Below are 21,586 nucleotides of genomic sequence, written 5' to 3'. Positions count from 1 at the left end.
CGATGATGCGTCTGTTTAGCGTGCCAAAATATGAGAAAGATGAAGGCCGCAACCGGCCTTCGATTGTTAAGCTTCGGGGGCTTCCGATGCCGGAGCCGGATCGAGAGCCGGTTCGACCGGAGCTTCGACCGAAGCGCCGATGTCGACGCCGAGTGCACCCTGCTGGCGGGCGATGCCGTCGATCGCAGCCTTGGCGATCAGGTCGCAATAGAGCTGGATGGCGCGGGCAGCGTCGTCATTGCCGGGGATCGGGAAGTCGATCTTGTCCGGGTCGCAGTTCGAATCGATGATGGCGACGACCGGGATGCCGAGGCGCTTGGCCTCGAGGATTGCGATCGCTTCCTTGTTGGTGTCGATGACGAACATCAGGTCGGGCGTCGAGCCCATGTCCTTGATGCCGCCCAGCGCCTTGTCGAGCTTCTCGCGCTCGCGGTCGAGGTTGAGGCGCTCCTTCTTGGTGAGGCCCTGGGCCTCGCCGGCCAGCATCTCGTCGAGCTTGCGCAGGCGCTGGATCGAGTTCGAGATCGTCTTCCAGTTGGTCAGCATGCCGCCGAGCCAACGTGAATTGACATAGTACTGGGCCGAACGCTGTGCCGCATCGGCGACGATGTCGGACGCCTGGCGCTTGGTGCCGACGAACAGCACGCGGCCGCCCTTGGCGACAGTGTCGGAAACCTGCTTCAGTGCCTGGTGCAGCAAAGGCACCGTCTGCGAGAGGTCGATGATGTGGATGTTGTTACGGGCGCCATAGATGTAGGGCGCCATTTTCGGGTTCCAGCGGTGGGTCTGGTGGCCGAAGTGAATGCCAGCTTCCAAAAGCTGGCGCATGCTGAAATCAGGCAGAGCCATTCTTAGTTCCTTTCCGGTTAGCCTCCACGGACACAGGCATTTTTGGACTTTGTCCTCGAACGCCACCGGAGGTTTCAGCCGGATTTCTCCCGGGCAGACACCAAAGTCCGTGTGTGGAATGAGCGCGCATATAGAGGGGATGCGCGACAAACGCAAGCCGTGTGGCGTTTCACCGCTCAGCGTGCGGCAATCAGCGCTCCTGTGCCGATCATCGCGCTGCCGGCAAACCTGTTCATCAGCCGCATGCGTCTCGGCGTCCTGAACCAGCCCGCAGCCCGCCCGGCAAGTGCAGCATAGATACCCATGGTGAGGATGTTGACGCTGATGACGACCGCGACCACCAGCAGTCCGTCGGCAAGGGTCATGGTGTTGAGGTTCAGGATCAGCGGCATGATCGAAGCATGGAACAGGATCGCCTTCGGATTGCCCAGCGCAATGGATGCGCCGAGGAAGAACGACCGTGACAATCGCGCCTGCGACGCCTGTGGTTCATCCGATTGCGTGGCGGCGGCTCGCCACATCCTGATGCCGAGGAAAACCAGATAGGTAGCGCCCGCGTATTTCAGCAGGAGAAAAACCCATTCGAAAGTCTGGGCCAACGCCACCAGTCCGAGCAACGCCAGGGTGACCAGCACGGCATCGCCGGCGGCGACGCCGACCCCGGCCACGAACGCACGAAGAAACCCGCGCGACACACCATTGGTTATGACCGCGAACATCGCCGGTCCCGGTGTTGCGGCTGCAAGCGTGATCGCGGCGCAATAAGCCAGAAATGCCGTTGGTGTCATCGCCGAGCCTTTCCATTGGGCACCCGCACCCGCCGGAAGATCGCGACGATCTCCTCGCGGCTGCATTCGAAAGCGCCGAGCCGCACCGCACGGTCGCGCTCGAAGCCGGTTATGTCATAGTGCGGCGCCGAAGTCTTGGGCGGCCCCTGATAGGATGAGCGCTTGAGGCCGAGTTGCGCGGCGAAGCGATGCAACTCGTCGGTGTCGTCAGCCATCAGATGGCACCAGCGATGGCCAGCCCAGTTCCAGATCGCCGCGTCGACATAGACTGCCATGAAGCTTGCTGTCTGCCTTTCATTCTTCGCAATCCGCCATTTTTCGCAAGCGAATGACGATCGGCCACATGGCCCGTGTGAATGTCAGTGACGATAGAATGGATTCGGATAGAAAATGAAGCTGCCACCGGCCGTAAGCTCAGCCACCGTGCTGGCGACTGTGGCCTGCATGCGACGGTGCAACTCGGCAACCGCATCGTCGACCGAGCCGGCATGCTCATGCAAGCCAAGTGGATCGGGTACCCGGATGTAGGCGCAGCGCGGTCCGGCCGGCTGCGGAATGAGCCGGTTCATCGTGTCGCGCAATCCGCTCCGGCAATAGTCGTTGCGGATCCGCTTCAGGTGCTCGGCGATCTCCTCCTGCGTGATGCGCGGATTGGCCGAGGCCCACGACCCGACGCGTTGCAGCCTCTGAATCGTGTCGGCGAGCGCGCGGACCTTCTTTTGCTCGTCCGCATCGCCGGTGTTTTCGCGCTGCGAACGACGCGCCAGCCTCAGAAGCTCGGTGGTGTCGGGGACGGCGGTGTCTGGAGAAATGGCCTGGCCAAGCCGACGGCTGAGTTCGGCGACCAAAGCCTTCTGGCGCCCGGCATAGCTCGCGCCCTCTTCGGATGACAGGCTCCACCCGGCTTCGTCGCGGGCCAGCAGCGTCGAATAGATATGGTGGATGCGCTGTGGCAGCGTGTCGGTCGCTTGGCGTTCTATTTTCAGGTTTTTCTCGACAAAGGTGCATTCCTTCGCCAGCGCCGCTTCGACATTCCTGGTGAAGACCAGTTTCCAGACGACCGGCGCGATCCAGACCTTGAAATCTGGATCCGTGGCCCGACCTCGCTTGAGCGCCTCAAGCCCCATCTCGACGGCGCCCGGCAGCAACGGCGCCACGATGTTGGCATGCCAGCCGACGCCGCCTTCTGGATGCAGCAGCACGCCATGGCCTTTCAATGCCCAGGCGACGGAGTGTTCCTTGGCTGCCCCGCTGTTGCCGGGAATCTGGGCGATCAGGTTGTTGGCCAGCCAGAATTTCTGCATCAGCCGGCCAAGCCCGTTGACGACGCCATTCGTTGCCCAGGACGCAGCAAGCGGGCTGACCTGCGACACGATCTCCTTGTCGATCATCCAGTCGGTGAAGAACTCGGGATGATTGGGCGTGATGAAGGTTGCCTTCCCCGCTCCGCAACTGGCCCTCAGCCGCTCGAGGTCGGCGTGGGGAAAATCGATATGGCGGACATTGGCGACGCCCCGCAGCCCGGCCAGGCGGTTGAAGGGTAAGATATCACGAAAACCCGGTATCCCCCGCAGCATGACGATCCGGTTGACTGTCGTCATGGCCCTGATCAGCGCCGGATTTGGCCTCGGCGCCACGAAGACATCGATCCTGCTCAAGCTGCTCCCCCCTTTGCGTCTCGACGCTGGAGGAAGTTGGGGAGCAATTACGGCGCGTTCAAGTCGTTTGCCACGACAACGCCGTGTCGTCGTGAGTCAAGTGGCCAGCTGAAGCACTATTTGGTCGGGCAGGTCTTCGCCTGGTCGAACAGCGAAAGATTGACCAGCTTGCCGGTCATCGAGAAGTCGCCATAGTCCATGACGAGGTCGCGGGTGATGCCATTCTCGTGCAGCTTGAAGCTGATCCGGTATTCCGGCACCTCTTCGCCTGTCTTGTCGGTGTCGTCGAAATAGGCGATGTCGACAGGCCAGTATTTGTCGGTGGCGAGCTTCGCCAATGCTGGGGCCTCCGGGTCGGCCTTGTCGGCATCGGTTTTCTTGCCGACGACGACCGTGGTCGTCATAACCTTGTTGGCGTCTTCGGAACCGTCGAAAAGGTTGGTTTCGTAAAAATTCTCGCCCTTTTCGGCTTTGCCAATCAGTTCGACCAGATGCTGAGTCGGAAATTGGGTCATGGCCAGTTCGAGGCTGTTCTTTTCGGGCTTGTCGATATCGACCTTCAACCCCTTGGTCTCTTTCGTGGCGATGCCCTTGACCTCCTTGTCGAGGTTCTGGTCGACGAAGGACTTCGTCACGAATGAAAAGGTCTTGCCTTCGGCGTCCTCGAAAGTGGTCGTCTGCTGGTCGGTCAGCTTCGTGTTCTCGTTGGTGACGATCTGGGTGACGAAACGGAATTTCACCGTATAGCCTTCACAGGCCGAGCCGTTGAACTCATAGACCATGCGGCCGGATATGCCAGTGATGCCGGATTGATCGGATGCCTTGTTGAGGGTGAGATCGTAAACAGCGCGGTGGGCTTGCAGCGCCGGCACGGCGAAAGCAGGGCCTATCGAGAACACCGCCGACAACAGGACGGCATTGAATGCAAGGCGCGTTGCGCGCATGAGGTACTCCGATCGTCGCGGCTGATGGCAGGCCGCATGGAAAGATGGTCCAGCTTAAAAAAAGTCGTGGCGGAAGCGAGGCAAAAATAGCAATTTCGGCCCGGCCAGCGCGGCGTCACCCAAGCAATAGGGAAATACCATGAGTGAAACAATCGAAAAGCGGCTAAGCGATCTGGGCGTGACGCTTCCTGTCGCCGCCGCGCCCGCCGCCAACTATGTGCCCTATTGCAGGACCGGCAACCTCTTGTTCACCGCCGGGCAGTTGCCTCTCAAGGACGGCAAGCTGCAGGCGAGCGGCCTGCTCGGTCGCGACGTCGACACCGCGGCCGGCAAGGACGCGGCAAAATACTGCGCGATCAATATCCTGGCGCAGGCCAAGGCCGCACTCGGCGACCTCGAGAAAATCCGTCGCCTGGTGAAGATCACCGTTTTCGTCGCCTCGACGCCGGATTTTGTCGAACAGCATCTGGTTGCCAACGGTGCCTCCGATTTCCTTGTTGCGGCACTTGGCGAGCGCGGCAAGCATGCCCGCTCCGCTGTCGGCACTGCCTCGCTGCCACTTAATGCCGCAGTGGAAATCGAAGCGGTCTTCGAAGTCGAGTGAGCCAGGAGACGACCATGACCGACCTATCCTGGCTGACCGCCCGGCCTGTCGCCCATCGCGGTTTCCACGACATGAACAAGACGCGATGGGAAAACACGCTTTCTGCCTTCGCCGCGGCGGCCGAGCGCGGCTACGCCATCGAATGCGACGTGCACCTGTCGCTGGACGGCGTTCCCGTCATCATTCATGACGACGATCTGCTGAGGCTGACCGGTCAGGACGGTTTCGTCTGGCAGCGTACCGCGGCGGAGCTCACGGCGCTCAAGGTCGGCGGCACGTCGGATCATGTACCGACGCTGCAGGAAGCGCTCGACCTGGTCGATGGCCGGGTGCCGATGGTCGTTGAGCTGAAAGGCATCCCGGGCCGCGACGAGGGTCTCGTGGCGATCGTCGGCAAGATGCTCAAGCGCTACAAGGGCAAGTCGGCTATCATGTCGTTCGACCACTGGCTGATCCGCGATTTTCCGAAACACGCGCCGGGCATTCCGGCCGGACTGACCGCCTACGGCAAGGACGTCAAGCTGATCGAGGCGCATTTCGCCATGCTGGCGCATGAGATCGCCTTCACCTCCTATGCCGCCGGCGACCTGCCCAACCGGTTCGTCAGCTTCGTCCGTGAAAAACTGAAAATGCCGGTCATCACCTGGACGGTGCATGACCAGCCGGCGGTCGACCTGACCTATAGATATGCCGACCAGATGACGTTCGAGGGATTCGAACCCGACCTGGTCAAAGTCGCCTGAAGTCGGTGTCTGAAACGTGACTTGTACCCGGCCGGACGGAGCTTAAGTAAGCCCCATGGATCAAGGCGACGATGGCGATGACCAGACGGCGAATGCGGACTATTTGATCCGCATCGCCGCTGGCATCGGCGCTTTCACCCCGGATGAGTGGAACAGCCTCAGCGGAACCACGAGTGGCGACGCAGAAAACGGCTACAACCCGCTTGTTTCATTCGCTTTTCTGAGCGCGCTTGAAGACTCAGGCTGCGCCGTGCGGCGCACCGGCTGGCAAGGTCATCATTTGCGATTGGAGACCGCGCAGGGTAAGCTGCTCGGGGCGGTCCCGTGCTATCTCAAATCGCACAGCCAGGGCGAATATGTGTTCGATCATGGCTGGTCGGATGCCTTCGAACGCGCCGGCGGCCGCTACTATCCAAAACTGCAATGCGCGGTGCCGTTCACACCGGTCACCGGCCCTCGCCTGCTGGTCACCAAGGGCGAGGATGTCGGCGCCGTCAAGGCCGGACTGGCGGCGGGCCTGAAGGCGGTCACGCAAAAACTGGGCGTCTCTTCCGCTCATGTCACCTTCGCCCAGGAAAGCGACGTGGAGGTGCTGGAAGCGGCAGGGTTCCTGCATCGTACCGACCAGCAGTTCCATTTCTTCAACGAAGGCTTTTCAACCTATGACGACTTCCTCGCCACCCTTGCCTCGCGCAAGCGCAAGGCGATGAAGAAGGAGAGGCGCGAGGCGCTGGCCAACGGCATCTCGATCGACTGGCTGACCGGCAAGGATCTCACCGAAAAGGCCTGGGACGACTTCTTCGCCTTCTACATGGACACCGGTAGCCGCAAATGGGGCCGGCCCTATCTCAGCCGCCAGTTTTTCTCGCTGATCGGCGAACGCATGGCCGACGACATCCTGCTGGTGATGGCCAAACGCAACGGGCGCTACATTGCCGGCGCCATCAATTTCATCGGCTCCGACGCACTCTACGGCCGTAACTGGGGCTGCATCGAGGACCATCCCTTCCTGCATTTCGAGGTCTGCTACCATCAGGCGATCGACTTCGCCATCGAGCGCAAGCTCAGGGTTGTCGAGGCCGGCGCTCAAGGAGAGCACAAGCTGGCGCGCGGCTACCGCCCGGTGACCATGCATTCAGCGCACTACATCGCGCACCCCGGCCTGCGCAACGCCGTTGCCGACTATCTCAGGCGCGAACGGCATGAGGTGGAGCGGATGAGCGAATATCTGGAAGAGCACACCCCATTCCGCAGGGATCTCGAGGAGTAGCGACCGGCCTGCCCCGATCGGCGGGGCGACTTTACCCGATCGTCTTGCCGACTTTCGACGGCTTCGCTACACAAAAAGGCACAATCCGGAGCGTTCGCCATGGCTGAGGCCGCCTATGACACCGACAACATCTTCGCAAAGATCCTGCGCGGTGAAATTCCCTCGCACCGCGTCTACGAGGACGAAGCGATCGTCGCCTTCATGGATGTGATGCCGCAGGGGCCGGGCCATACGCTGGTGGTGCCGAAGGCGCCGTCGCGCAACCTGCTCGACGCCGATCCGTCAACGTTCGGACCGCTTTTCACGGTCGTCCAGAAAGTGGCGCGGGCCGTCAAACAAGGGTTTGGCGCCGACGGCGTCACCGTCATGCAGTTCAATGAGCCAGCCTCGGGGCAGACCGTCTATCATCTGCATGTGCATGTCATCCCACGCTTCGACGGCATTCCCCTGAAGCCGCACACGGGCGGGATGGAGAAGCCGGAAGTGCTGGCTGAGAGCGCCGAAAAGATACGAGCGGCGCTGCGAAGCTGACGCCGCACCTCACTTTGCGACGAAGCAATTTTACCTGGCGGTGGTTTGAGCCAGTTGCTCGATCGCGCTCGGCCCAACGATCCCTTGCTCCAGCCGCCGGCGGATCGCATCGGCACATTGCGTGGGGCTCAGCAAGGAGGTGTCGACGTCCAGGTCGTACACGCCTGGCCGGTGCACCTCCTCCTGCCACAGACGCACGGGTATCGGCACGGGATCGCCGGGCGAGCCGGTCACATATCCCCGTGCCGCCTCACTGGCGGCGCGTCGTTGCATGATGATTGCAATCGGGCAGCGGACGCCGACGAACAGCACCGGCAGGCCAGCGAGACGGCGCGCGCAATCGGCGAGGCAATCGAGGGGTTTTGAATAGGCATCATGGTGGCCGACATCCGCCACGACGTTCAGCCCCAGCCGGCTATGGGCGGCGATCGATTCGTAAAGCGCGGCGTAGAAATCGGGCACCAGGCCTTCAAGGTCCGGACGCTCGCCGCCCGGCCGCAAGCCTATTCCAGGCCGATAGCGTGGTGGCGTGGCCTGTTCGTAAACGTCGACGCCGAGATTGATCCAGACACCATCAAGATTCTCCTGGACGGCCTGGACGATGCTTGATTTTCCCGATCGCGGCGCACCGTTCAGGATGACGATCTGCCCGGCCATGCGTCCCTCATTGCTCCAATGAAAAAAGCCCCGTCTCCGGGGCTTTTTCGACTTTCGCTAATGCATGTCGCCCAAAAGTGGCCCCGGTTTTGGGGCAGCGACATGCACAAAAAAGAAACTTAAAGCGCGTCGCCCGAATCCGTTTCGATGCGACGCGCTTTAAGGTCAGTTCTTTCTGGGCAATTGCGGCACGAGGCTGCGTTTGCCGCCGTCCTTGCCCTTGGCTTCGGGCTTCGGCGCCACCAGCTTCTTGGCCGCAGGCTTTTTCGCCACGGCCTTTGTGGGCTTCGGCGTTTCTTCCGGCTCTTCCTTCTTCGGCTTCACAGGCGCCTCGTCGGCGAGCGACTCGAGCTTCAAGCCGGTCTCGCCGGTTTCCTTCTTCTCGACTGTGACGCGCACCGTGCCGCCCTTCTTGAGCTTGCCGAACAGCACCTCGTCGGCCAACGGCTTCTTGATGTGCTCCTGGATGACACGGCCGAGCGGCCGAGCGCCCATGCGCTCGTCATAACCCTTGTCGGCGAGCCAGGCGATGGCATCGGGCGACAGGTCGAAGGTGACGCCACGCTCGGAAAGCTGGGCCTCGAGCTGCATGACGAACTTCTGCACCACCTGATGGATGACCGGCACCGGCAGCGAGCCGAACGGGATGATCGCATCGAGACGGTTGCGGAATTCCGGCGTGAACAGCCGGTTGATCGCCTCGACGTCGTCGCCTTCGCGCTTGGTCGAACCGAAGCCGATCGCCGCGCGCTGCGCATCCGACGCGCCCGCATTGGTGGTCATGATCAGGATCACATTGCGGAAGTCGATCTGCTTGCCGTTATGGTCCGTCAGCTTGCCGTGGTCCATCACCTGCAACAGGATGTTGAACAGGTCCGGATGCGCCTTCTCGACTTCGTCCAGCAACAGCACGCAGTGCGGATGCTGGTCGACGCCGTCTGTCAGCAGACCGCCCTGGTCGAATCCGACATAGCCGGGAGGCGCGCCGATCAGCCGCGATACGGTGTGGCGTTCCATATATTCCGACATGTCGAAGCGGATCAGCTCGACACCGAGCGATGCAGCCAACTGCTTGGCCACTTCGGTCTTGCCGACGCCGGTCGGGCCCGAGAACAGGTAGGAGCCGATCGGCTTCTCCGGTTCGCGCAGGCCGGCACGCGCCAGCTTGATCGCCGAGGTCAGCGCAGTGATCGCGGTATCCTGGCCATAGACGACGCGCTTCAGCTCGATATCGAGACCCTGCAGCACCTTCTCGTCGTCGGCCGAAACCGTCTTCGGCGGGATGCGGGCCATGGTGGCGATCGTCGCTTCGATCTCCTTGATGCCGATCGTCTTTTTGCGCTTGGCTTCGGGCACCAGCATCTGCGAGGCACCGGTCTCGTCGATCACGTCGATCGCCTTGTCCGGCAGCTTGCGGTCGTTGATGTAGCGCGCCGACAGCTCCACCGAGGCCTTGATCGCCTCGTTGGTGAACTTCACCTTGTGGAACTCCTCATAATAGGGCTTGAGGCCCTTCATGATCTCGATGGCGTCCTCGATGGTCGGCTCGTTGACGTCGATCTTCTGGAAGCGCCGCACCAGGGCACGGTCCTTCTCGAAGAACTGTCGGAATTCCTTGTAGGTGGTCGAGCCGATGCAGCGGATCGCACCCGACGACAAGGCCGGCTTCAACAGGTTCGACGCGTCCATGGCGCCGCCTGATGTGGCCCCTGCCCCGATGACCGTGTGGATCTCGTCGATGAACAGCACCGCGCCTGGATAGTCCTCGAGTTCCTTGACGACCTGCTTCAGCCGCTCCTCGAAATCGCCGCGATAGCGCGTGCCCGCGAGCAGCGTGCCCATGTCGAGCGCGAAGATCGTGGCATTGTGCAGCACTTCGGGAACGTCGCCCTCGACAATGCGCTTGGCGAGGCCTTCGGCGATCGCCGTCTTGCCGACGCCGGGATCACCGACATAGAGCGGATTGTTCTTGGAGCGGCGGCACAGCACCTGGATGGTGCGGTTGATCTCGGACTCGCGGCCGATCAGCGGATCGATCTTGCCGGCCTTGGCCTTGTTGTTGAGGTTGACGCAATAAGCGGTCAGCGCGTCCTGCTGCTGCTTCTTCTTGCCGCCTTCCTCTTGCGGCTCGGCGCCGTTCTGGCCGCCCTGCTCGTCATCGGAGCCGCGCGGCGAACGCGTTTCCGACGCGCCCGGACGCTTGGCAATGCCGTGCGAAATATAGTTGACCGCGTCGTAGCGGGTCATCTGCTGTTCCTGCAGGAAATAAGCGGCATGGCTCTCGCGCTCGGCGAAGATGGCGACGAGCACGTTGGCGCCCGACACTTCCTCGCGGCCGGACGACTGCACATGGATCACCGCGCGCTGGATGACCCGCTGGAAACCGGCGGTCGGCTTGGAATCCTCGTCGTAGCCGGTGACCAGATTGTCGAGCTCGGTGTCGATATAGGTGAGAACCGTGTGCTTCAGCTCGTCGAGATCGACATTGCAGGCGCGCATGACGGCGGCCGCCTCGGTGTCGTCGATGAGCGCGAGCAGCAAATGTTCAAGAGTTGCATATTCATGGTGCCGCTCATTGGCGAGCGTCAGCGCCTGGTGAAGCGCCTTTTCCAGGCCTTGGGAGAAAGCCGGCATGTTACCTCACTTCTTCTCCATCACGCATTGCAGCGGATGCTGATTCTGTCGGGCGAAATCCATGACCTGAGACACTTTGGTCTCGGCCACCTCGAATGTATAGACCCCGCACTCGCCCACTCCATGATTGTGAACATGAAGCATGATGCGTGTGGCGGCTTCGCGGTCCTTCTGGAAAAAACGCTCCAGCACGTGAACCACGAACTCCATGGGCGTGTAGTCGTCGTTGAGGATGAGGACCCGGTAAAGGCTGGGCTTCTTGGTCTTGGTTTTGGTGCGCGTGATAACGGCCGTCCCGCGGCCGGCCTCATTGCCGTCGCCGCCGCCGTTTTGCATCCGCGCCACGCGTCTCGTGGCAGTCAAATCGATCGTCACGTATTCCTGCCTCTTCGAATCCCCATGCGAGTTCGACATGTAGGTGTTCGATGGACGATTTTAAGCCCTTCTGTTTAGCTGACAATATGGCTAGGTGACCAAACTTGGCCGATTTTCGCAATCGTGAAGGGGCGCGAGGCCTTGGAGCGGAAATTGACATGAAAAAACCCGGCCACGCTTCCGCGACCGGGTTTTGTCCCGCACCCAAAGGGCCGGATCTTGCTCACGTCAGGCGAAATTACTTTGCCTTGGCAACGATCGATTCGAACGGCTTGTAGGCTTCCTTGGCGAGTTCGGCATAGAGGTCGCCAATCTTGGTGGCCTCGGCTACGAACGCCTCATACGATTGCTTGGCATAATCGGATTGGATCTCGATCGCCTTTTCCAGCGACTTGGCCGAGAACATCTTCTCGACGGCGGCGCTGCCTGCTTCGAAGCTCTTCTTGGTGTATTCGCCAGCTTCGGTGGCGATCGCCTGCGCGCCCTTGGAGAGCGAAGCGAAGCTCTTCAATCCGGTATCGGCAAACTCTTTGCCGTATTTGCTGAAGTCCTCATAGGTCTGGGTCATTTCACGCATTCCCTTGGGTTGAAGCGTCCTTCTTCGGGGCGCTCTTGTGCAATGCACGCTAATATATTGTGCGTCGCACAAAAGTCAACATTTCGCCGGCGTCCAGACACCGCCTGCGCAATCAATGGCTAAAAATCGAATAAAGAGAGCTTCAAGCCCGAAGAAAATGGTGAACGCGGCGGTTACCATAAACGGATTGGTAACGCTGCCCCGGTAGCTTTGGCTGGAAGTGAGGCAGGACCCTTTGCCGCCTCCAGCGCAACGAAGAATCCAAGGGAAATACAAGTGCGTCAGGCGTTGTTGGGCATCGTTTCCAAATCCACCTCCCCTCTCAAAACGATGATGATCTTCGCCCTGGCGATGACAGTCGTCTGCGGCGACGTTGCCTCGTCGCTGGCGGCGAGGTCCGCGGCAATCGTCATCGACGCCAAGACCGGCAAGGTGCTTTATTCGGCGGACGCCGATGGTAGGCGCTATCCAGCCTCGCTCACCAAGATGATGACGCTCTATCTGACCTTCGAGGCGCTGGCGAAAGGCAAGATCAGCCGGAACTCGCAAGTCGTTTTTTCGGCCAACGCCGCCGCCGAGCCGCCGACGAAGCTTGGCGTGAAGCCGGGCGGCTCGGTCACGGTCGAAACCGCAATCCTGTCGATGGTCACCAAATCGGCGAACGACTCGGCGACCGCGCTCGGCGAAATGCTCGGCGGCAATGAAACCAATTTCGCCCGCATGATGACCGCCAAGGCGCGTGCGCTGGGCATGAACGGCACCGTGTTTCGCAACGCCAACGGCCTGCCCAATCCCGGCCAATTCACCACCGCGCGCGACATGGCGACGCTCGGCATCGCGCTGCGGGAGCATTTCCCCCAGTACTACGGCTACTTCTCGCAGCGTTCCTTTCTCTATGGGCGCCAGCGCATCAATGGTCACAACCGCCTGCTTGGGCGCATCAAGGGCGTCGACGGCATCAAGACCGGCTACACCCGCGCCTCCGGCTTCAACCTCGTCTCGTCGGTTTCCGACGGCAATCGCCGCATAGTCGGCGTCGTCATGGGTGGCACGTCGGGCGGCAGCCGCGACAACCAGATGGCTGCCTTGATCAACACCTATATGCCGCGCGCATCGACCCGTGGTGGCGGCGATCTGGTCGCCAAAGCCAGCGGCAGCAACCCGATCACGGCCCTTGCCAAGGTCCTGCTGCCCAAGCACGACGCGCCAACGCCGGACGACAAGCCGGTGGTGGCGCAAGATGACGCGACCCAGGACGATGCGACCGTTGCCGAGGACGCCACTGTAGCGGAGGACAGCACCGCGCAGAGCGAGCCGAGCGAAGAGGCTGCCGAAGACGCCGCCCCTGTCGTCAAGGCGAAAAAGGTCAAGACCGTCATCGTATCGGCGCCGCAGGTGGCCACGGCTCAGGTCGTGGCGGCCTATGCCGAACCAACACCGGCGCCGGCGCCGACGCCAACTGTCGACCCGGTCAACACCGCGTCGGTGCCATCGGGCTGGGCCATCCAGGTTGCCTCGTCGCCCAAGCAGTCCGAAGCCCAGGCCTTCCTCGACAAGACCACCAAGCAAGCACCCAAGGCGCTGGCCGACGCTTCCGGCTTCACCGTCGCCTTCGACAAGGACGGCGTCACCTATTATCGCGCCCGCTTCGGCGGCTTTAGTTCCAAGACCGCCGCCTGGAAGGCCTGCACCGCTTTGAAGAAGAAGAACATCGAGTGCTACGCCGTCCAACAGTAGGACGGAGTGGAAACAATCTCCCGGAAAAATTCTGCGTCGAAGGAGAACTAATTGTGATTGGAGAGCAAGACGTCCTTGGCTTCATTGATCCGCGCCGCCAGGAAAGACGTGCCGCCGATATCGGGGTGCAGGCGCTGCATCAGGCGGCGGTGCGCCTTGCGGACATCCGCCGCGGCGGCCCCCGCTTCAAGACCAAGGACCTTGTAGGCCTCCTCCTTAGTCATGGCGCCCGAACCTGGCGCAACACCCAGCCCTTCGCCACCGTTCGTCTCAGCGTTTTTGCGCCAGACGGGAAATCTGCCGTCAAGATACGTCTCTAGCAGTTGCCGGCTCTCCGGATCGCCGGAGAGTTCGCGGTAGAGATGCTGCAGCTCTGCCAGCCCCATCGCGCCAAGCATCTTACCCTCGTGGCGGCCAGCCAGGACCAGTCCTTCGAGGCCGCCGGTATCGTGATCAAGCTCCATTTCGAGTGCCGCGGTGCGCACTGTCGACCGCTTGCCCGGCGCGAGCTTTGCCGTCGGCTGCTTCATCCGCATGGAACCATACCAGGCGATTGCCGCCGACAGAATTATGCCGCCAATGCCTTCGCGCCCGACCGCAACCATAGCGATGCCGACCAACCCTAGAAGGACCGGCCCAAGTGTCTTCATGCCGCTGGCCAATTTTGCCGGGTCGGCGCGAAGGAAGATCGTGGCCACGCCGAGAAGCACCAAAAGCAGTGCCACCAATGCGATGATTGCGCCCATCAGTTCCCGCCGCCCCGTAGATGCTCAATCATAAGCCGGTCTTCCGGCTTGCCCCTGGCTTCGAGCGCCTTCAACCCACCGGTTGCAAACACCGCGACCGCCGAGAGCAGTCCTGCCAGGGTCGCGGCAGCCCTCCGATCAAATCGGAACCAAGCCCCTTTGGACAACCGCGCGATTTCCTTAAACGCCTTTTCTGCGCCGGAATCATGACCTTCCTGGAACACGAAGACGGGAACGCCATGCAGGCCGAGGCTGCCGGCCTTTTCAGCCAGATCGTCGATGTTCTCTTCCATCGCATCGCCGATATAGACCAGCGCATTGACCTTGGCCGTGGCCGTCTGTTTCAGCGCATGCGCCAGCACCTTGCCGATCTGGGTGTTGCCGCTGCGGCATTCGATTCGCGTCATCAGTTGCTTCAAGGCATTGGTGTCGGCCACGAAAGCGGACGAACGGCACTCGCCCAGGCCGCGAAAATAGACCAGTTGGACGCTGAGGGTTCCGGCCTTGCCGACGGCATCGAACATCTGGCCCTGCAGCTCACAAGCCAGATCCCAGGTCGGCTGGCGGCTCATCGTCGCGTCGAGCGAAAGGATTAGCCTGCCCGATCCCATCGCCGACGCAGCCAGCGTCCTTGCCTGCCGAAGAAACGCTTCGATCTCGCCGGCGTTGGATTGAGGTTTGACCGGCGCAGGATTGGCCCTTGTGGGCACGGGCTGCTTTTTGTCGCTCATGAAAACAAGATGTGGCGTTGTCGCGCCGCTTGCAAGTCCAGTGCGACGCAAGTTTGAGGCCAGCAAACCAGCCGCAATTGAAGCAGACAGCCCCTTGAGGTGCGACGGCTTATAGCAGGCCGAGGTCCGCAAGCTCACGCCTGAGCTTCGGCGGCATCTCGATCAGTCCGGCCTTGCCCTTGCCGAGATCGGCCGGCGCGTCCGACGGTTTCAGGTAGCGCCAGCCCTGGAAGGCCCGGCGCGGCTGCCAATCGGTGCGCACGACTTGCGGATCGAGAATGAGATGACAGCGGCCGATGCCTTCGCTGTCGATGAACGGCCGGATCTCGGTGATCAACTGCCGGCACTGCACATTGCCCTTGACCACCCAGTAGAGCGAACCGCCGTCGGTGATCTCGGCGCCGCGCGTCGGCACCATTCGCGTCGTGTGATACTGCTCGACCGGCTCACCGGCGCGCCGCCGCTCGTCGAGGCGAAAGGCGATCCACTCTTCGAGATCCTCGACGCTGTCGCAGCCGACACAGAGTTTTATGAGATTGAGAGACATCGCTTAAGGTTTAGTCCGGCGCGCGGATGCGTCAACGGCCTGATCGACTTCTCCACAGTGCCAGCACCCAGACACCAAGCCTGTGGTGCCCAGAGGCCGTTTCGAAATTCGCTCTGGCTAGTCATATGGTGGTGTTTTCGAGAACCGGAGCGCAACGGACATTTGGATCCGTGAGCACTGGAAGCGCAGAAAACGCCGCCAGATGGCCGCCGGAGTGGGTTTCCAAACGGCCTCTCAGCACTCCACGACATTGACGGCGAGCCCGCCAAGGCTGGTTTCCTTGTACTTCTCGTTCATGTCGAGGCCGGTCTGGCGCATCGTCTCGATCGCCGCGTCGAGCGGCACGAAATGGATGCCGTCGCCCTTGATCGCCAGTGACGCAGCCGTCACCGCCTTGACCGCGCCCAGCGCATTGCGCTCGATGCAGGGCACCTGGACCAACCCGCCGACCGGATCGCAGGTCATGCCGAGATGATGTTCGAGCGCGATCTCGGCGGCATTTTCTACCTGTTCTGGCGTGCCGCCCATAACGGCGCACAAGCCAGCCGCGGCCATCGCGGATGCCGACCCGACCTCGCCCTGGCAGCCAACCTCTGCGCCGGAGATCGAGGCATTGGTCTTGATGATGCCGCCAACGGCGGCGGCCGTCAGCAGGAAGTCGCGGATGCTCGGCTGATCGGCCTCGGGATGGAAATGCAGCCAGTAGCGCAGCACCGCCGGCAGTGTGCCGGCCGCACCATTGGTCGGCGCGGTGACGACGCGGCCGCCGGCGGCATTCTCCTCGTTGACCGCCATGGCGTAGATCGACAGCCAATCATTGGCGAGTAAAGGATTGGGTCTGTTCTGCTGCCACTGCTCCTGCAGTTTGTCATGCAGCATGCGCGCGCGCCGGCGCACCTTCAGTCCGCCCGGCATGATGCCGTCCTGCGACAGGCCACGGTCGATGCAGCCCTTCATGGCGCTCCAGATGCCATCGAGGCCGGCGTCGAGCTTTTCGCGCGACATCTGCGTCTCTTCGTTGATCCGCTTCATGTCGGCGATGGAAAGGCCGCTTTTGCCGGCCATCGCCAGCATCTCGACCGCATTCTTGAAGGGATACGGCACCTTCTTGCCTTCGGTCGTCACCGACCCCTTGGCCTTCATCCGCTGCAGCTCTTCTTCCGAAACCACGAAGCCGCCGCCGATCGAATAGTAGATGCGTTTGAGCAGCAGGCGGTCGCCCGCATCATAAGCATAGAACGCCATCCCGTTAGCGTGGCCGGTGAGCGGCGTCTTGCGGTCCAGCACCAGATCGGTGGCCGGGTCGAAACGATAGGACGGATGGCCAGGCGGCGAAATGCGCTTCTCCACGGTGATGCGGCTGGCAATGCCATCAGCCTGATCGGGATCGACAGTCTGCGGCGTCAGGCCGGCAAGGCCGAGCACGACCGCGCGATCACTGCCGTGGCCGATGCCTGTGTAGGCGAGCGAGCCATGCAGGCTGGCGGCGAGACGGTCGACCTTGACGCCCGCCGGACGCGGCCAGTCAGTTCCCGCGACCTCGTCGAGAAACCGCGCTGCGGCGGTCATAGGACCCATCGTGTGCGAACTCGAGGGTCCTATGCCGATCTTGAACAGGTCGAAAACCGAAAGGAACACGCGGCGCTGTCTCCTGGAGTCACGTCAAGGACCACATATAGGAATTCAGAGGATGTTTCCGCTCTTTTGGCAATCGCGGCGCATCGCCTGCCGACCTTGTTTGCTCCGGCAGCGACATTGGTTCGATCGCCCTTTGCCGGGCATCGAAGCGATCGCACTGAATGTGATAAATTCGGACTATGGGCGATTCCCTCGATCTTTCGACAGCCGATCTCGCGGCGCTGGCTTTCTTCCTCGTCGCGTGGCTGCTGCACACGCTTGCCTCCGACGGCAAGCTGGTCAGCCGCGTGTCGCTGACAACGGCGATGAACACGCAGCGGCAAGCCTGGATGCGCACCATGGCCGAACGCGAGATCCGCATCGTCGACACCGCCATCATGAGCGGGTTGCAACAGGGAACCGCCTTCTTCGCCTCCAGCTCATTGATCGCGATCGGCGGTTGCTTTGCCTTGCTCGGCGCATCCGATCGGGTACTTGAGGTGCTGAGCGACCTGCCCCTGGGCGACGCCCCGTCGCGCGCGGCCTTTCAGATAAAGGTGTTCGGACTGGTCCTGATCCTGGCGTTTTCGTTCTTCAAATTCGGCTGGGCGTACCGGCTGTTCAACTATTGCACGATCCTGATCGGCGCCGTGCCGATCCAGCATGGCGAAGCGTCACGCAACCCGGTCACCGAAACAGCGGTCTGGCGTGCGACGCAAATGAACATGCTGGCCGGAAAGCATTTCAATTCCGGCCTGCGCGGCGTGTTCTTCTCGATCGGCTATCTCGGCTGGTTCGTCGATCCCACGGTGTTCGTTTTGTCGACGCTGTTGCTCCTGGCCGTGCTGGTGCGGCGCCAGTTCTTCTCGGCGGCCAGACATGCGGTGATCGGTCAGCCGCCGGGCGCGGGAAAAGGCTGATCGATTCGGCCCGATATCCAGTAGGCGAAGAGCCCGATCCATTCCCGGATGGCCATTGTGGTGACCTGCAGCGAATCGGCCGGATTGTCGCGGAACAGGCCGATGCCTTCCCGCCCCGTGGTGCGGTAGTCGACCGGCCAGGGAATGGTTGCAAAACCGGCCTTGTCGAACAGCGCCTTGGCGCGCGGCATATGGAAGGCCGAGGTCACCAGCAGCCAGGTCTCGCCGGGCTTCGGTGTTACCAGCTCCTTGGTGAAGACGGCATTCTCATAGGTGTTGCGGGACTTGTTCTCGAGGATCAGGCGATCGGCCGTCACACCAAGCGCAGTGAGCAATCGGGGTGCCGTGGCTGCGTCGCCCTCGCCTTCGAGGAACAGTTCGCCAGTGCCGCCGGAGACGACCACCCTCGCGGTTGGAAAGCGCCGGGCGAGAATCGCGGTCTCGACCATCCGGTCGCCGCCGCTGTTCAATTCATAGCCGCCGCGCACCAGGTTGATGGCACCTTCGAAGCCGCCGCCGAGCACGACGATGCCGTCGACCTTTTCCGGCAGTGGCGGGCGCGCGAAACGCTCCTCCAGCGGGTTGAGCATCATCGCACCAAGCGACGTCCAGGCCGACAGCCCAAGGATCAGAAACGCCAGCACGCTGCCGGTGACGGCAAGCCGCCGGCGGCCGATCATTGCGGCAACCAATCCCGCCAGCAGAAGGAAGATCGTCAGGTTGAGCGGCTGGACGAAAAACCAGAAGACTTTGGAAAGATAGAAGAACATCGCTCAACCCCGTTGGACGAGCGACATCCTTACCACCACTTCTCCGGCTGGAATGTGCCGGCCGCCTGCTCGATGACAGCGGCGGTCTGGAACAGGGTTTCCTCATCGAACGGCCGGCCAATCAGCTGCAGGCCGAGCGGCAGGCCCTTGGCGTCGAGCCCCGCCGGCACGGCGATGCCCGGCAGGCCAGCCATGTTCACGGTGACGGTGAAGATGTCGTTCAGATACATCTTGACCGGATCGGCCGCCATGTCCTCATCGGCGATGCCGAAGGCGGCGGATGGTGTCGCCGGGGTCAGGATGACATCGACGCCGGTGGCGAAGACCTTCTCGAAGTCGCGCTTGATCAGATTGCGCACCTTCTGCGCCTGCAGATAGTAGGCGTCGTAATAGCCCGCCGACAGCACATAGGTACCGATCATGATGCGGCGCTTGACCTCGCGGCCGAAACCGGCGGCGCGGGTCTTCTCATACATATCGACGATGTCCTTGCCCGGCACGCGCAACCCGTAGCGGACGCCGTCGTAGCGCGCGAGGTTGGACGACGCCTCGGCGGGCGCCACGATGTAATAGGCCGGCAGCGCGTATTTGGTGTGCGGCAAGGAAATATCGACGATCTCGGCGCCGGCGTCCTTCAGCCAGGCAATGCCCTTCTGCCACAGCGCCTCAATCTCTTCGGGCATGCCGTCGACGCGGTACTCCTTGGGGATGCCGACCTTCATGCCCTTGATCGGCTTGCCGATCGCCGCTTCATAGTCCGGCACCGGCCGGTCGACCGAGGTTGTGTCCTTCGGGTCGACGGAGGCCATCGACCTCAACAGGATCGCGGCATCGCGCACATCGCGGGCGATCGGTCCGGCCTGGTCGAGCGACGAGGCGAAGGCGACAATGCCCCAGCGCGAGCAGCGTCCATAGGTCGGCTTGATGCCGACAGTACCGGTGAAGGCCGCCGGCTGGCGGATCGAGCCGCCCGTATCCGTCGCCGTCGCGCCGGCGCACAGGAAGGCCGAGACCGCGGTTGCCGAACCGCCGGAGGAACCACCCGGCACCAGTTGCGCATTGTCCAGGCTGCGCGCGGTCCTGGTGCCGCCAGCCGATACGAAGCCGCCGTCGCCCTGATGCGTGGTCGGCATCACCACCGTGTCGAGGCGCGAACGCCGCCACGGGTTGATGACCGGGCCGTAGTAGGACGTCTCGTTGGACGAGCCCATGGCGAACTCGTCCATGTTGAGCTTGCCCAGCATGACCGCGCCGTCGGTCCATAAATTGGTGGTAACGGTCGATTCGTAGCGCGGCTTGAACCCGTCAAGCACATGGCTGCAGGCCTGGGTATGGACGCCTTCGGTGCCGAACAGGTCCTTGATGCCGAGCGGGATGCCTTCCAGCGCACCGCCCTCGCCCTTCGCCAGTTTGGCGTCGGACGCCTTGGCCATGTCGCGCGCCTTGTCGCCGGTCACCGCCACATAGGCATTGAGCACCGGATTGGCGCGATCGATGGCGGCGAGATAGGCCTCGGTGATTTCGGTCGCGGTGATTTCCTTGCCGCGCAGCTTGGCACGGGCCTGTGAAATCGTAAGCTGGGTCAGGTCGCTCATCAAAGGCTCTTTTCGTAAAACACCGACCACTCGGAATCGGGATAATCCAGCACCGGGCCGCAGCGCGAAAACCCGGCGCGTTCGTAGACGGTCCACGCGGCTGGATGACGATCGCCCGTCTCCAGCACCAGGCGTTTCAGCCCCTCCTTGCGCGCCAGCGCCTCGACCCGCTCGACGATCCCTGCGCCGATCTTGCGTCCGCGATGCGAGGGCCGCGTGTACATGCGCTTGACCTCGCCGATGGCGCCGTCATGACGCTTCAGCGCGCCGCAACCGATGGCCAGGCCGTTGTCGCGGGCGATGAAAACGGTCGTATCCTCACCGGCCATCTGCTCAACCGTCAGGTGGTAGCAGTGCTCCGGCGGCGTCAGTTCGAGCAGCGTTTGGTTGAGCTCGTTGACCAGACCGCGCACGTCCTCCTGCAGCGGCGTTTCAACGGCGATCTCGATAGCCATCGGCGCGCTACTCCACGACCTTCGGCACGAGGAAGAAATTCTCTTCGGTCGCCGGTGCGTTGGCTACGATATCGGCGGCCTTGTTGCCGTCGGTGACGACGTCTTGGCGCTTCTTCATGTCCATAGGCGTCACCGAGGTCATTGGCTCGACCCCGGAAACGTCGACCTCGTTCAACTGCTCGACGAAGCCGAGGATGGCGTTCAGCTCGCCAGTCATGCGTTCGGCATCTTCTTCGCTCACCGCAATGCGGGCGAGACGCGCGACGCGCTTCACTGTCTTGACGTCAACGGACATGTTTTGCCTCGGGGAAAACCAGTTCGGGCTATAGCGGCGCCGCGCGCGCGGCGCAACATGCATCGTGCGAGAGCACCAGGCGTCGGCCCAGCTCTTCTGTCATCGGTCTACCGTTTAGATGCTGTCTATGGCAGGGCAACGCCCTCGCACAGATAGTAGCTGCCGCTGTTGCCGTTCGCCTCGCTTTCGTCATCGGCCGGCCGGACCGAGACGAGATCGATCTGCGTCGAGCTCATCTGGGTCACTGAAAGGACGTCGGGAAACACATAACCCGGTTCCTGGCAGATGGCCGTCACCGCCCAGCTTGGCGAGGCTGTCGCCTTGCTGATCTGTACGAACTCGCAATTGTATTCGACACCTTGCAGGCCATGCGCCGAAAGCACGATGTTGCCAGCGTCGATCAGCGTCTGCAGCGTAGCCTTCCTGGCCTGTGTGCAAAGCTCCTCGGATTGGAGGTAGACGCCTTCGATGAAATCGTCGGCGGCGAGCGCGGGTGACGCCGCGACCAACATGGACACGCAAAGAGACTGCCTCAAGGCCATG

Annotated in this window: 24 protein-coding genes; 6 read left to right on the top strand and 18 right to left on the bottom strand. The window is 62.1% G+C overall.

Annotated elements, in window-relative coordinates:
- Positions 1–66 precede the first annotated feature (66 nt).
- The 5 genes from rpsB to AC1D08_RS30000 all read right to left on the bottom strand — a co-directional run bounded on the left by rpsB (position 67) and on the right by AC1D08_RS30000 (position 4,239).
- The gene (gene rpsB / locus AC1D08_RS30020; protein ID WP_023777441.1) at positions 67–849 is read right to left on the bottom strand and encodes a 30S ribosomal protein S2; all 783 of its coding nucleotides are present in this window, start codon (positions 847–849) and stop codon (positions 67–69) included.
- A 176-nt stretch (positions 850–1,025) separates the two neighbouring features.
- Positions 1,026–1,637, bottom strand: a complete 612-nt coding sequence (locus AC1D08_RS30015) for a LysE family translocator (RefSeq protein WP_457152197.1) — start codon at positions 1,635–1,637, stop codon at positions 1,026–1,028.
- Positions 1,634–1,912: a DUF4031 domain-containing protein gene (locus tag AC1D08_RS30010; protein WP_095081470.1), complete on the bottom strand. Its 279-nt coding sequence runs from the start codon at positions 1,910–1,912 to the stop codon at positions 1,634–1,636. The genes AC1D08_RS30015 and AC1D08_RS30010 overlap by 4 nt, the downstream gene beginning before the upstream one ends.
- An 84-nt stretch (positions 1,913–1,996) precedes the next feature.
- A complete protein-coding gene (locus AC1D08_RS30005) occupies positions 1,997–3,295 on the bottom strand; it encodes a lysophospholipid acyltransferase family protein (RefSeq protein ID WP_457152198.1) in 1,299 nt (432 codons plus the stop codon).
- A gap of 116 nt (positions 3,296–3,411) precedes the next feature.
- Complete coding sequence (locus tag AC1D08_RS30000; protein WP_457152199.1) at positions 3,412–4,239, bottom strand: cell envelope integrity EipB family protein; 828 nt, start codon at positions 4,237–4,239, stop codon at positions 3,412–3,414.
- Positions 4,240–4,378: 139 nt separating this feature from the next.
- Here AC1D08_RS30000 and AC1D08_RS29995 point away from each other — a divergent pair, with 139 nt between their 5' ends.
- The 4 genes from AC1D08_RS29995 (at position 4,379) to AC1D08_RS29980 (ending at position 7,387) form a co-directional block, all read left to right on the top strand.
- A complete protein-coding gene (locus AC1D08_RS29995; RefSeq protein WP_457152200.1) occupies positions 4,379–4,843 on the top strand; it encodes a RidA family protein in 465 nt (154 codons plus the stop codon).
- A gap of 14 nt (positions 4,844–4,857) precedes the next feature.
- Positions 4,858–5,586 (top strand): glycerophosphodiester phosphodiesterase, encoded by a 729-nt coding sequence (locus AC1D08_RS29990; RefSeq protein ID WP_457152201.1) that lies wholly within the window; start codon positions 4,858–4,860, stop codon positions 5,584–5,586.
- Between the two features lie 55 nt (positions 5,587–5,641).
- Complete coding sequence (locus tag AC1D08_RS29985; protein ID WP_457152202.1) at positions 5,642–6,856, top strand: GNAT family N-acetyltransferase; 1,215 nt, start codon at positions 5,642–5,644, stop codon at positions 6,854–6,856.
- Positions 6,857–6,955: 99 nt separating this feature from the next.
- The gene (locus AC1D08_RS29980; RefSeq protein WP_457152203.1) at positions 6,956–7,387 is read left to right on the top strand and encodes an HIT family protein; all 432 of its coding nucleotides are present in this window, start codon (positions 6,956–6,958) and stop codon (positions 7,385–7,387) included.
- A gap of 30 nt (positions 7,388–7,417) precedes the next feature.
- Here the strand turns inward: AC1D08_RS29980 and AC1D08_RS29975 are convergent, their stop codons facing one another.
- From AC1D08_RS29975 to AC1D08_RS29960, 4 genes are all read right to left on the bottom strand, one after another.
- The gene (locus AC1D08_RS29975; RefSeq protein ID WP_457152204.1) at positions 7,418–8,044 is read right to left on the bottom strand and encodes a chloramphenicol phosphotransferase CPT family protein; all 627 of its coding nucleotides are present in this window, start codon (positions 8,042–8,044) and stop codon (positions 7,418–7,420) included.
- A 165-nt stretch (positions 8,045–8,209) separates the two neighbouring features.
- Entirely contained in the window at positions 8,210–10,678 is a 2,469-nt protein-coding gene (clpA, locus tag AC1D08_RS29970) for an ATP-dependent Clp protease ATP-binding subunit ClpA (protein WP_477424719.1), read from the bottom strand.
- A gap of 6 nt (positions 10,679–10,684) precedes the next feature.
- A complete protein-coding gene (clpS, locus tag AC1D08_RS29965; protein ID WP_010909565.1) occupies positions 10,685–11,014 on the bottom strand; it encodes an ATP-dependent Clp protease adapter ClpS in 330 nt (109 codons plus the stop codon).
- Positions 11,015–11,291: 277 nt separating this feature from the next.
- Positions 11,292–11,621, bottom strand: coding sequence for a phasin family protein (locus AC1D08_RS29960; protein WP_184874143.1), 330 nt, complete (start codon positions 11,619–11,621; stop codon positions 11,292–11,294).
- A gap of 285 nt (positions 11,622–11,906) precedes the next feature.
- Between AC1D08_RS29960 and AC1D08_RS29955 the strand changes: the two genes are divergently transcribed.
- Positions 11,907–13,367, top strand: coding sequence for an SPOR domain-containing protein (locus AC1D08_RS29955; RefSeq protein WP_477424717.1), 1,461 nt, complete (start codon positions 11,907–11,909; stop codon positions 13,365–13,367).
- A gap of 47 nt (positions 13,368–13,414) precedes the next feature.
- Here AC1D08_RS29955 and AC1D08_RS29950 read toward each other — a convergent pair whose 3' ends face one another.
- From AC1D08_RS29950 to AC1D08_RS29935, 4 genes are all read right to left on the bottom strand, one after another.
- Positions 13,415–14,113, bottom strand: a complete 699-nt coding sequence (locus AC1D08_RS29950; RefSeq protein ID WP_457150876.1) for a DnaJ domain-containing protein — start codon at positions 14,111–14,113, stop codon at positions 13,415–13,417.
- A complete protein-coding gene (locus AC1D08_RS29945; protein ID WP_457150879.1) occupies positions 14,113–14,844 on the bottom strand; it encodes a vWA domain-containing protein in 732 nt (243 codons plus the stop codon). The genes AC1D08_RS29950 and AC1D08_RS29945 overlap by 1 nt, the downstream gene beginning before the upstream one ends.
- A 109-nt stretch (positions 14,845–14,953) precedes the next feature.
- A complete protein-coding gene (locus tag AC1D08_RS29940; protein WP_457150875.1) occupies positions 14,954–15,391 on the bottom strand; it encodes a DUF1489 family protein in 438 nt (145 codons plus the stop codon).
- A 234-nt stretch (positions 15,392–15,625) separates the two neighbouring features.
- Positions 15,626–17,029 (bottom strand): L-serine ammonia-lyase, encoded by a 1,404-nt coding sequence (locus tag AC1D08_RS29935; protein WP_457150874.1) that lies wholly within the window; start codon positions 17,027–17,029, stop codon positions 15,626–15,628.
- 179 nt (positions 17,030–17,208) lie between these two features.
- On the opposite strand from AC1D08_RS29935, the gene AC1D08_RS29930 reads away from it, so the two are divergent.
- Entirely contained in the window at positions 17,209–17,928 is a 720-nt protein-coding gene (locus AC1D08_RS29930) for a DUF599 domain-containing protein (RefSeq protein ID WP_457150873.1), read from the top strand.
- On the opposite strand, the gene AC1D08_RS29925 is transcribed toward AC1D08_RS29930, so the two are convergent.
- The 5 genes from AC1D08_RS29925 to AC1D08_RS29905 all read right to left on the bottom strand — a co-directional run bounded on the left by AC1D08_RS29925 (position 17,901) and on the right by AC1D08_RS29905 (position 21,585).
- A complete protein-coding gene (locus AC1D08_RS29925; RefSeq protein ID WP_457150872.1) occupies positions 17,901–18,698 on the bottom strand; it encodes a YdcF family protein in 798 nt (265 codons plus the stop codon). The genes AC1D08_RS29930 and AC1D08_RS29925 overlap by 28 nt on opposite strands.
- 29 nt (positions 18,699–18,727) lie before the next feature.
- Entirely contained in the window at positions 18,728–20,293 is a 1,566-nt protein-coding gene (locus AC1D08_RS29920) for an amidase (protein WP_477303558.1), read from the bottom strand.
- Entirely contained in the window at positions 20,293–20,748 is a 456-nt protein-coding gene (locus AC1D08_RS29915; RefSeq protein ID WP_457150870.1) for a GNAT family N-acetyltransferase, read from the bottom strand. Before AC1D08_RS29915 ends, AC1D08_RS29920 begins: the two co-directional genes overlap by 1 nt.
- 7 nt (positions 20,749–20,755) lie before the next feature.
- On the bottom strand, positions 20,756–21,043 hold the full coding sequence (gatC, locus tag AC1D08_RS29910; protein ID WP_095091833.1) for an Asp-tRNA(Asn)/Glu-tRNA(Gln) amidotransferase subunit GatC: 288 nt from the start codon (positions 21,041–21,043) through the stop codon (positions 20,756–20,758).
- Between the two features lie 125 nt (positions 21,044–21,168).
- Positions 21,169–21,585, bottom strand: coding sequence for a hypothetical protein (locus tag AC1D08_RS29905; protein WP_457150869.1), 417 nt, complete (start codon positions 21,583–21,585; stop codon positions 21,169–21,171).
- Position 21,586: the final 1 nt, after the last annotated feature.

The organism is Mesorhizobium sp. P2_E6, from assembly GCF_056403835.1.
The sequence above is the reverse complement of the archived record's forward strand: the minus strand, read 5'-3'. Positions and strand labels throughout refer to the sequence as shown.

Bases quoted from the DNA above. Each gene is read 5' to 3' on its own strand.
- rpsB (WP_023777441.1), bottom strand. From the start codon at position 849: ATGGCTCTGCCTGATTTCAGCATGCGCCAGCTTTTGGAAGCTGGCATT.
- AC1D08_RS30015 (WP_457152197.1), bottom strand. From the start codon at position 1,637: ATGACACCAACGGCATTTCTGGCTTATTGCGCCGCGATCACGCTTGCA.
- AC1D08_RS30010 (WP_095081470.1), bottom strand. From the start codon at position 1,912: ATGGCAGTCTATGTCGACGCGGCGATCTGGAACTGGGCTGGCCATCGC.
- AC1D08_RS30000 (WP_457152199.1), bottom strand. From the start codon at position 4,239: ATGCGCGCAACGCGCCTTGCATTCAATGCCGTCCTGTTGTCGGCGGTG.
- AC1D08_RS29995 (WP_457152200.1), top strand. From the start codon at position 4,379: ATGAGTGAAACAATCGAAAAGCGGCTAAGCGATCTGGGCGTGACGCTT.
- AC1D08_RS29990 (WP_457152201.1), top strand. From the start codon at position 4,858: ATGACCGACCTATCCTGGCTGACCGCCCGGCCTGTCGCCCATCGCGGT.
- AC1D08_RS29985 (WP_457152202.1), top strand. From the start codon at position 5,642: ATGGATCAAGGCGACGATGGCGATGACCAGACGGCGAATGCGGACTAT.
- AC1D08_RS29980 (WP_457152203.1), top strand. From the start codon at position 6,956: ATGGCTGAGGCCGCCTATGACACCGACAACATCTTCGCAAAGATCCTG.
- AC1D08_RS29975 (WP_457152204.1), bottom strand. From the start codon at position 8,044: ATGGCCGGGCAGATCGTCATCCTGAACGGTGCGCCGCGATCGGGAAAA.
- clpA (WP_477424719.1), bottom strand. From the start codon at position 10,678: ATGCCGGCTTTCTCCCAAGGCCTGGAAAAGGCGCTTCACCAGGCGCTG.
- clpS (WP_010909565.1), bottom strand. From the start codon at position 11,014: ATGCAAAACGGCGGCGGCGACGGCAATGAGGCCGGCCGCGGGACGGCC.
- AC1D08_RS29960 (WP_184874143.1), bottom strand. From the start codon at position 11,621: ATGACCCAGACCTATGAGGACTTCAGCAAATACGGCAAAGAGTTTGCC.
- AC1D08_RS29950 (WP_457150876.1), bottom strand. From the start codon at position 14,113: ATGGGCGCAATCATCGCATTGGTGGCACTGCTTTTGGTGCTTCTCGGC.
- AC1D08_RS29945 (WP_457150879.1), bottom strand. From the start codon at position 14,844: ATGAGCGACAAAAAGCAGCCCGTGCCCACAAGGGCCAATCCTGCGCCG.
- AC1D08_RS29940 (WP_457150875.1), bottom strand. From the start codon at position 15,391: ATGTCTCTCAATCTCATAAAACTCTGTGTCGGCTGCGACAGCGTCGAG.
- AC1D08_RS29930 (WP_457150873.1), top strand. From the start codon at position 17,209: ATGGGCGATTCCCTCGATCTTTCGACAGCCGATCTCGCGGCGCTGGCT.
- AC1D08_RS29925 (WP_457150872.1), bottom strand. From the start codon at position 18,698: ATGTTCTTCTATCTTTCCAAAGTCTTCTGGTTTTTCGTCCAGCCGCTC.
- AC1D08_RS29920 (WP_477303558.1), bottom strand. From the start codon at position 20,293: ATGAGCGACCTGACCCAGCTTACGATTTCACAGGCCCGTGCCAAGCTG.
- AC1D08_RS29915 (WP_457150870.1), bottom strand. From the start codon at position 20,748: ATGGCTATCGAGATCGCCGTTGAAACGCCGCTGCAGGAGGACGTGCGC.
- gatC (WP_095091833.1), bottom strand. From the start codon at position 21,043: ATGTCCGTTGACGTCAAGACAGTGAAGCGCGTCGCGCGTCTCGCCCGC.
- AC1D08_RS29905 (WP_457150869.1), bottom strand. From the start codon at position 21,585: ATGGCCTTGAGGCAGTCTCTTTGCGTGTCCATGTTGGTCGCGGCGTCA.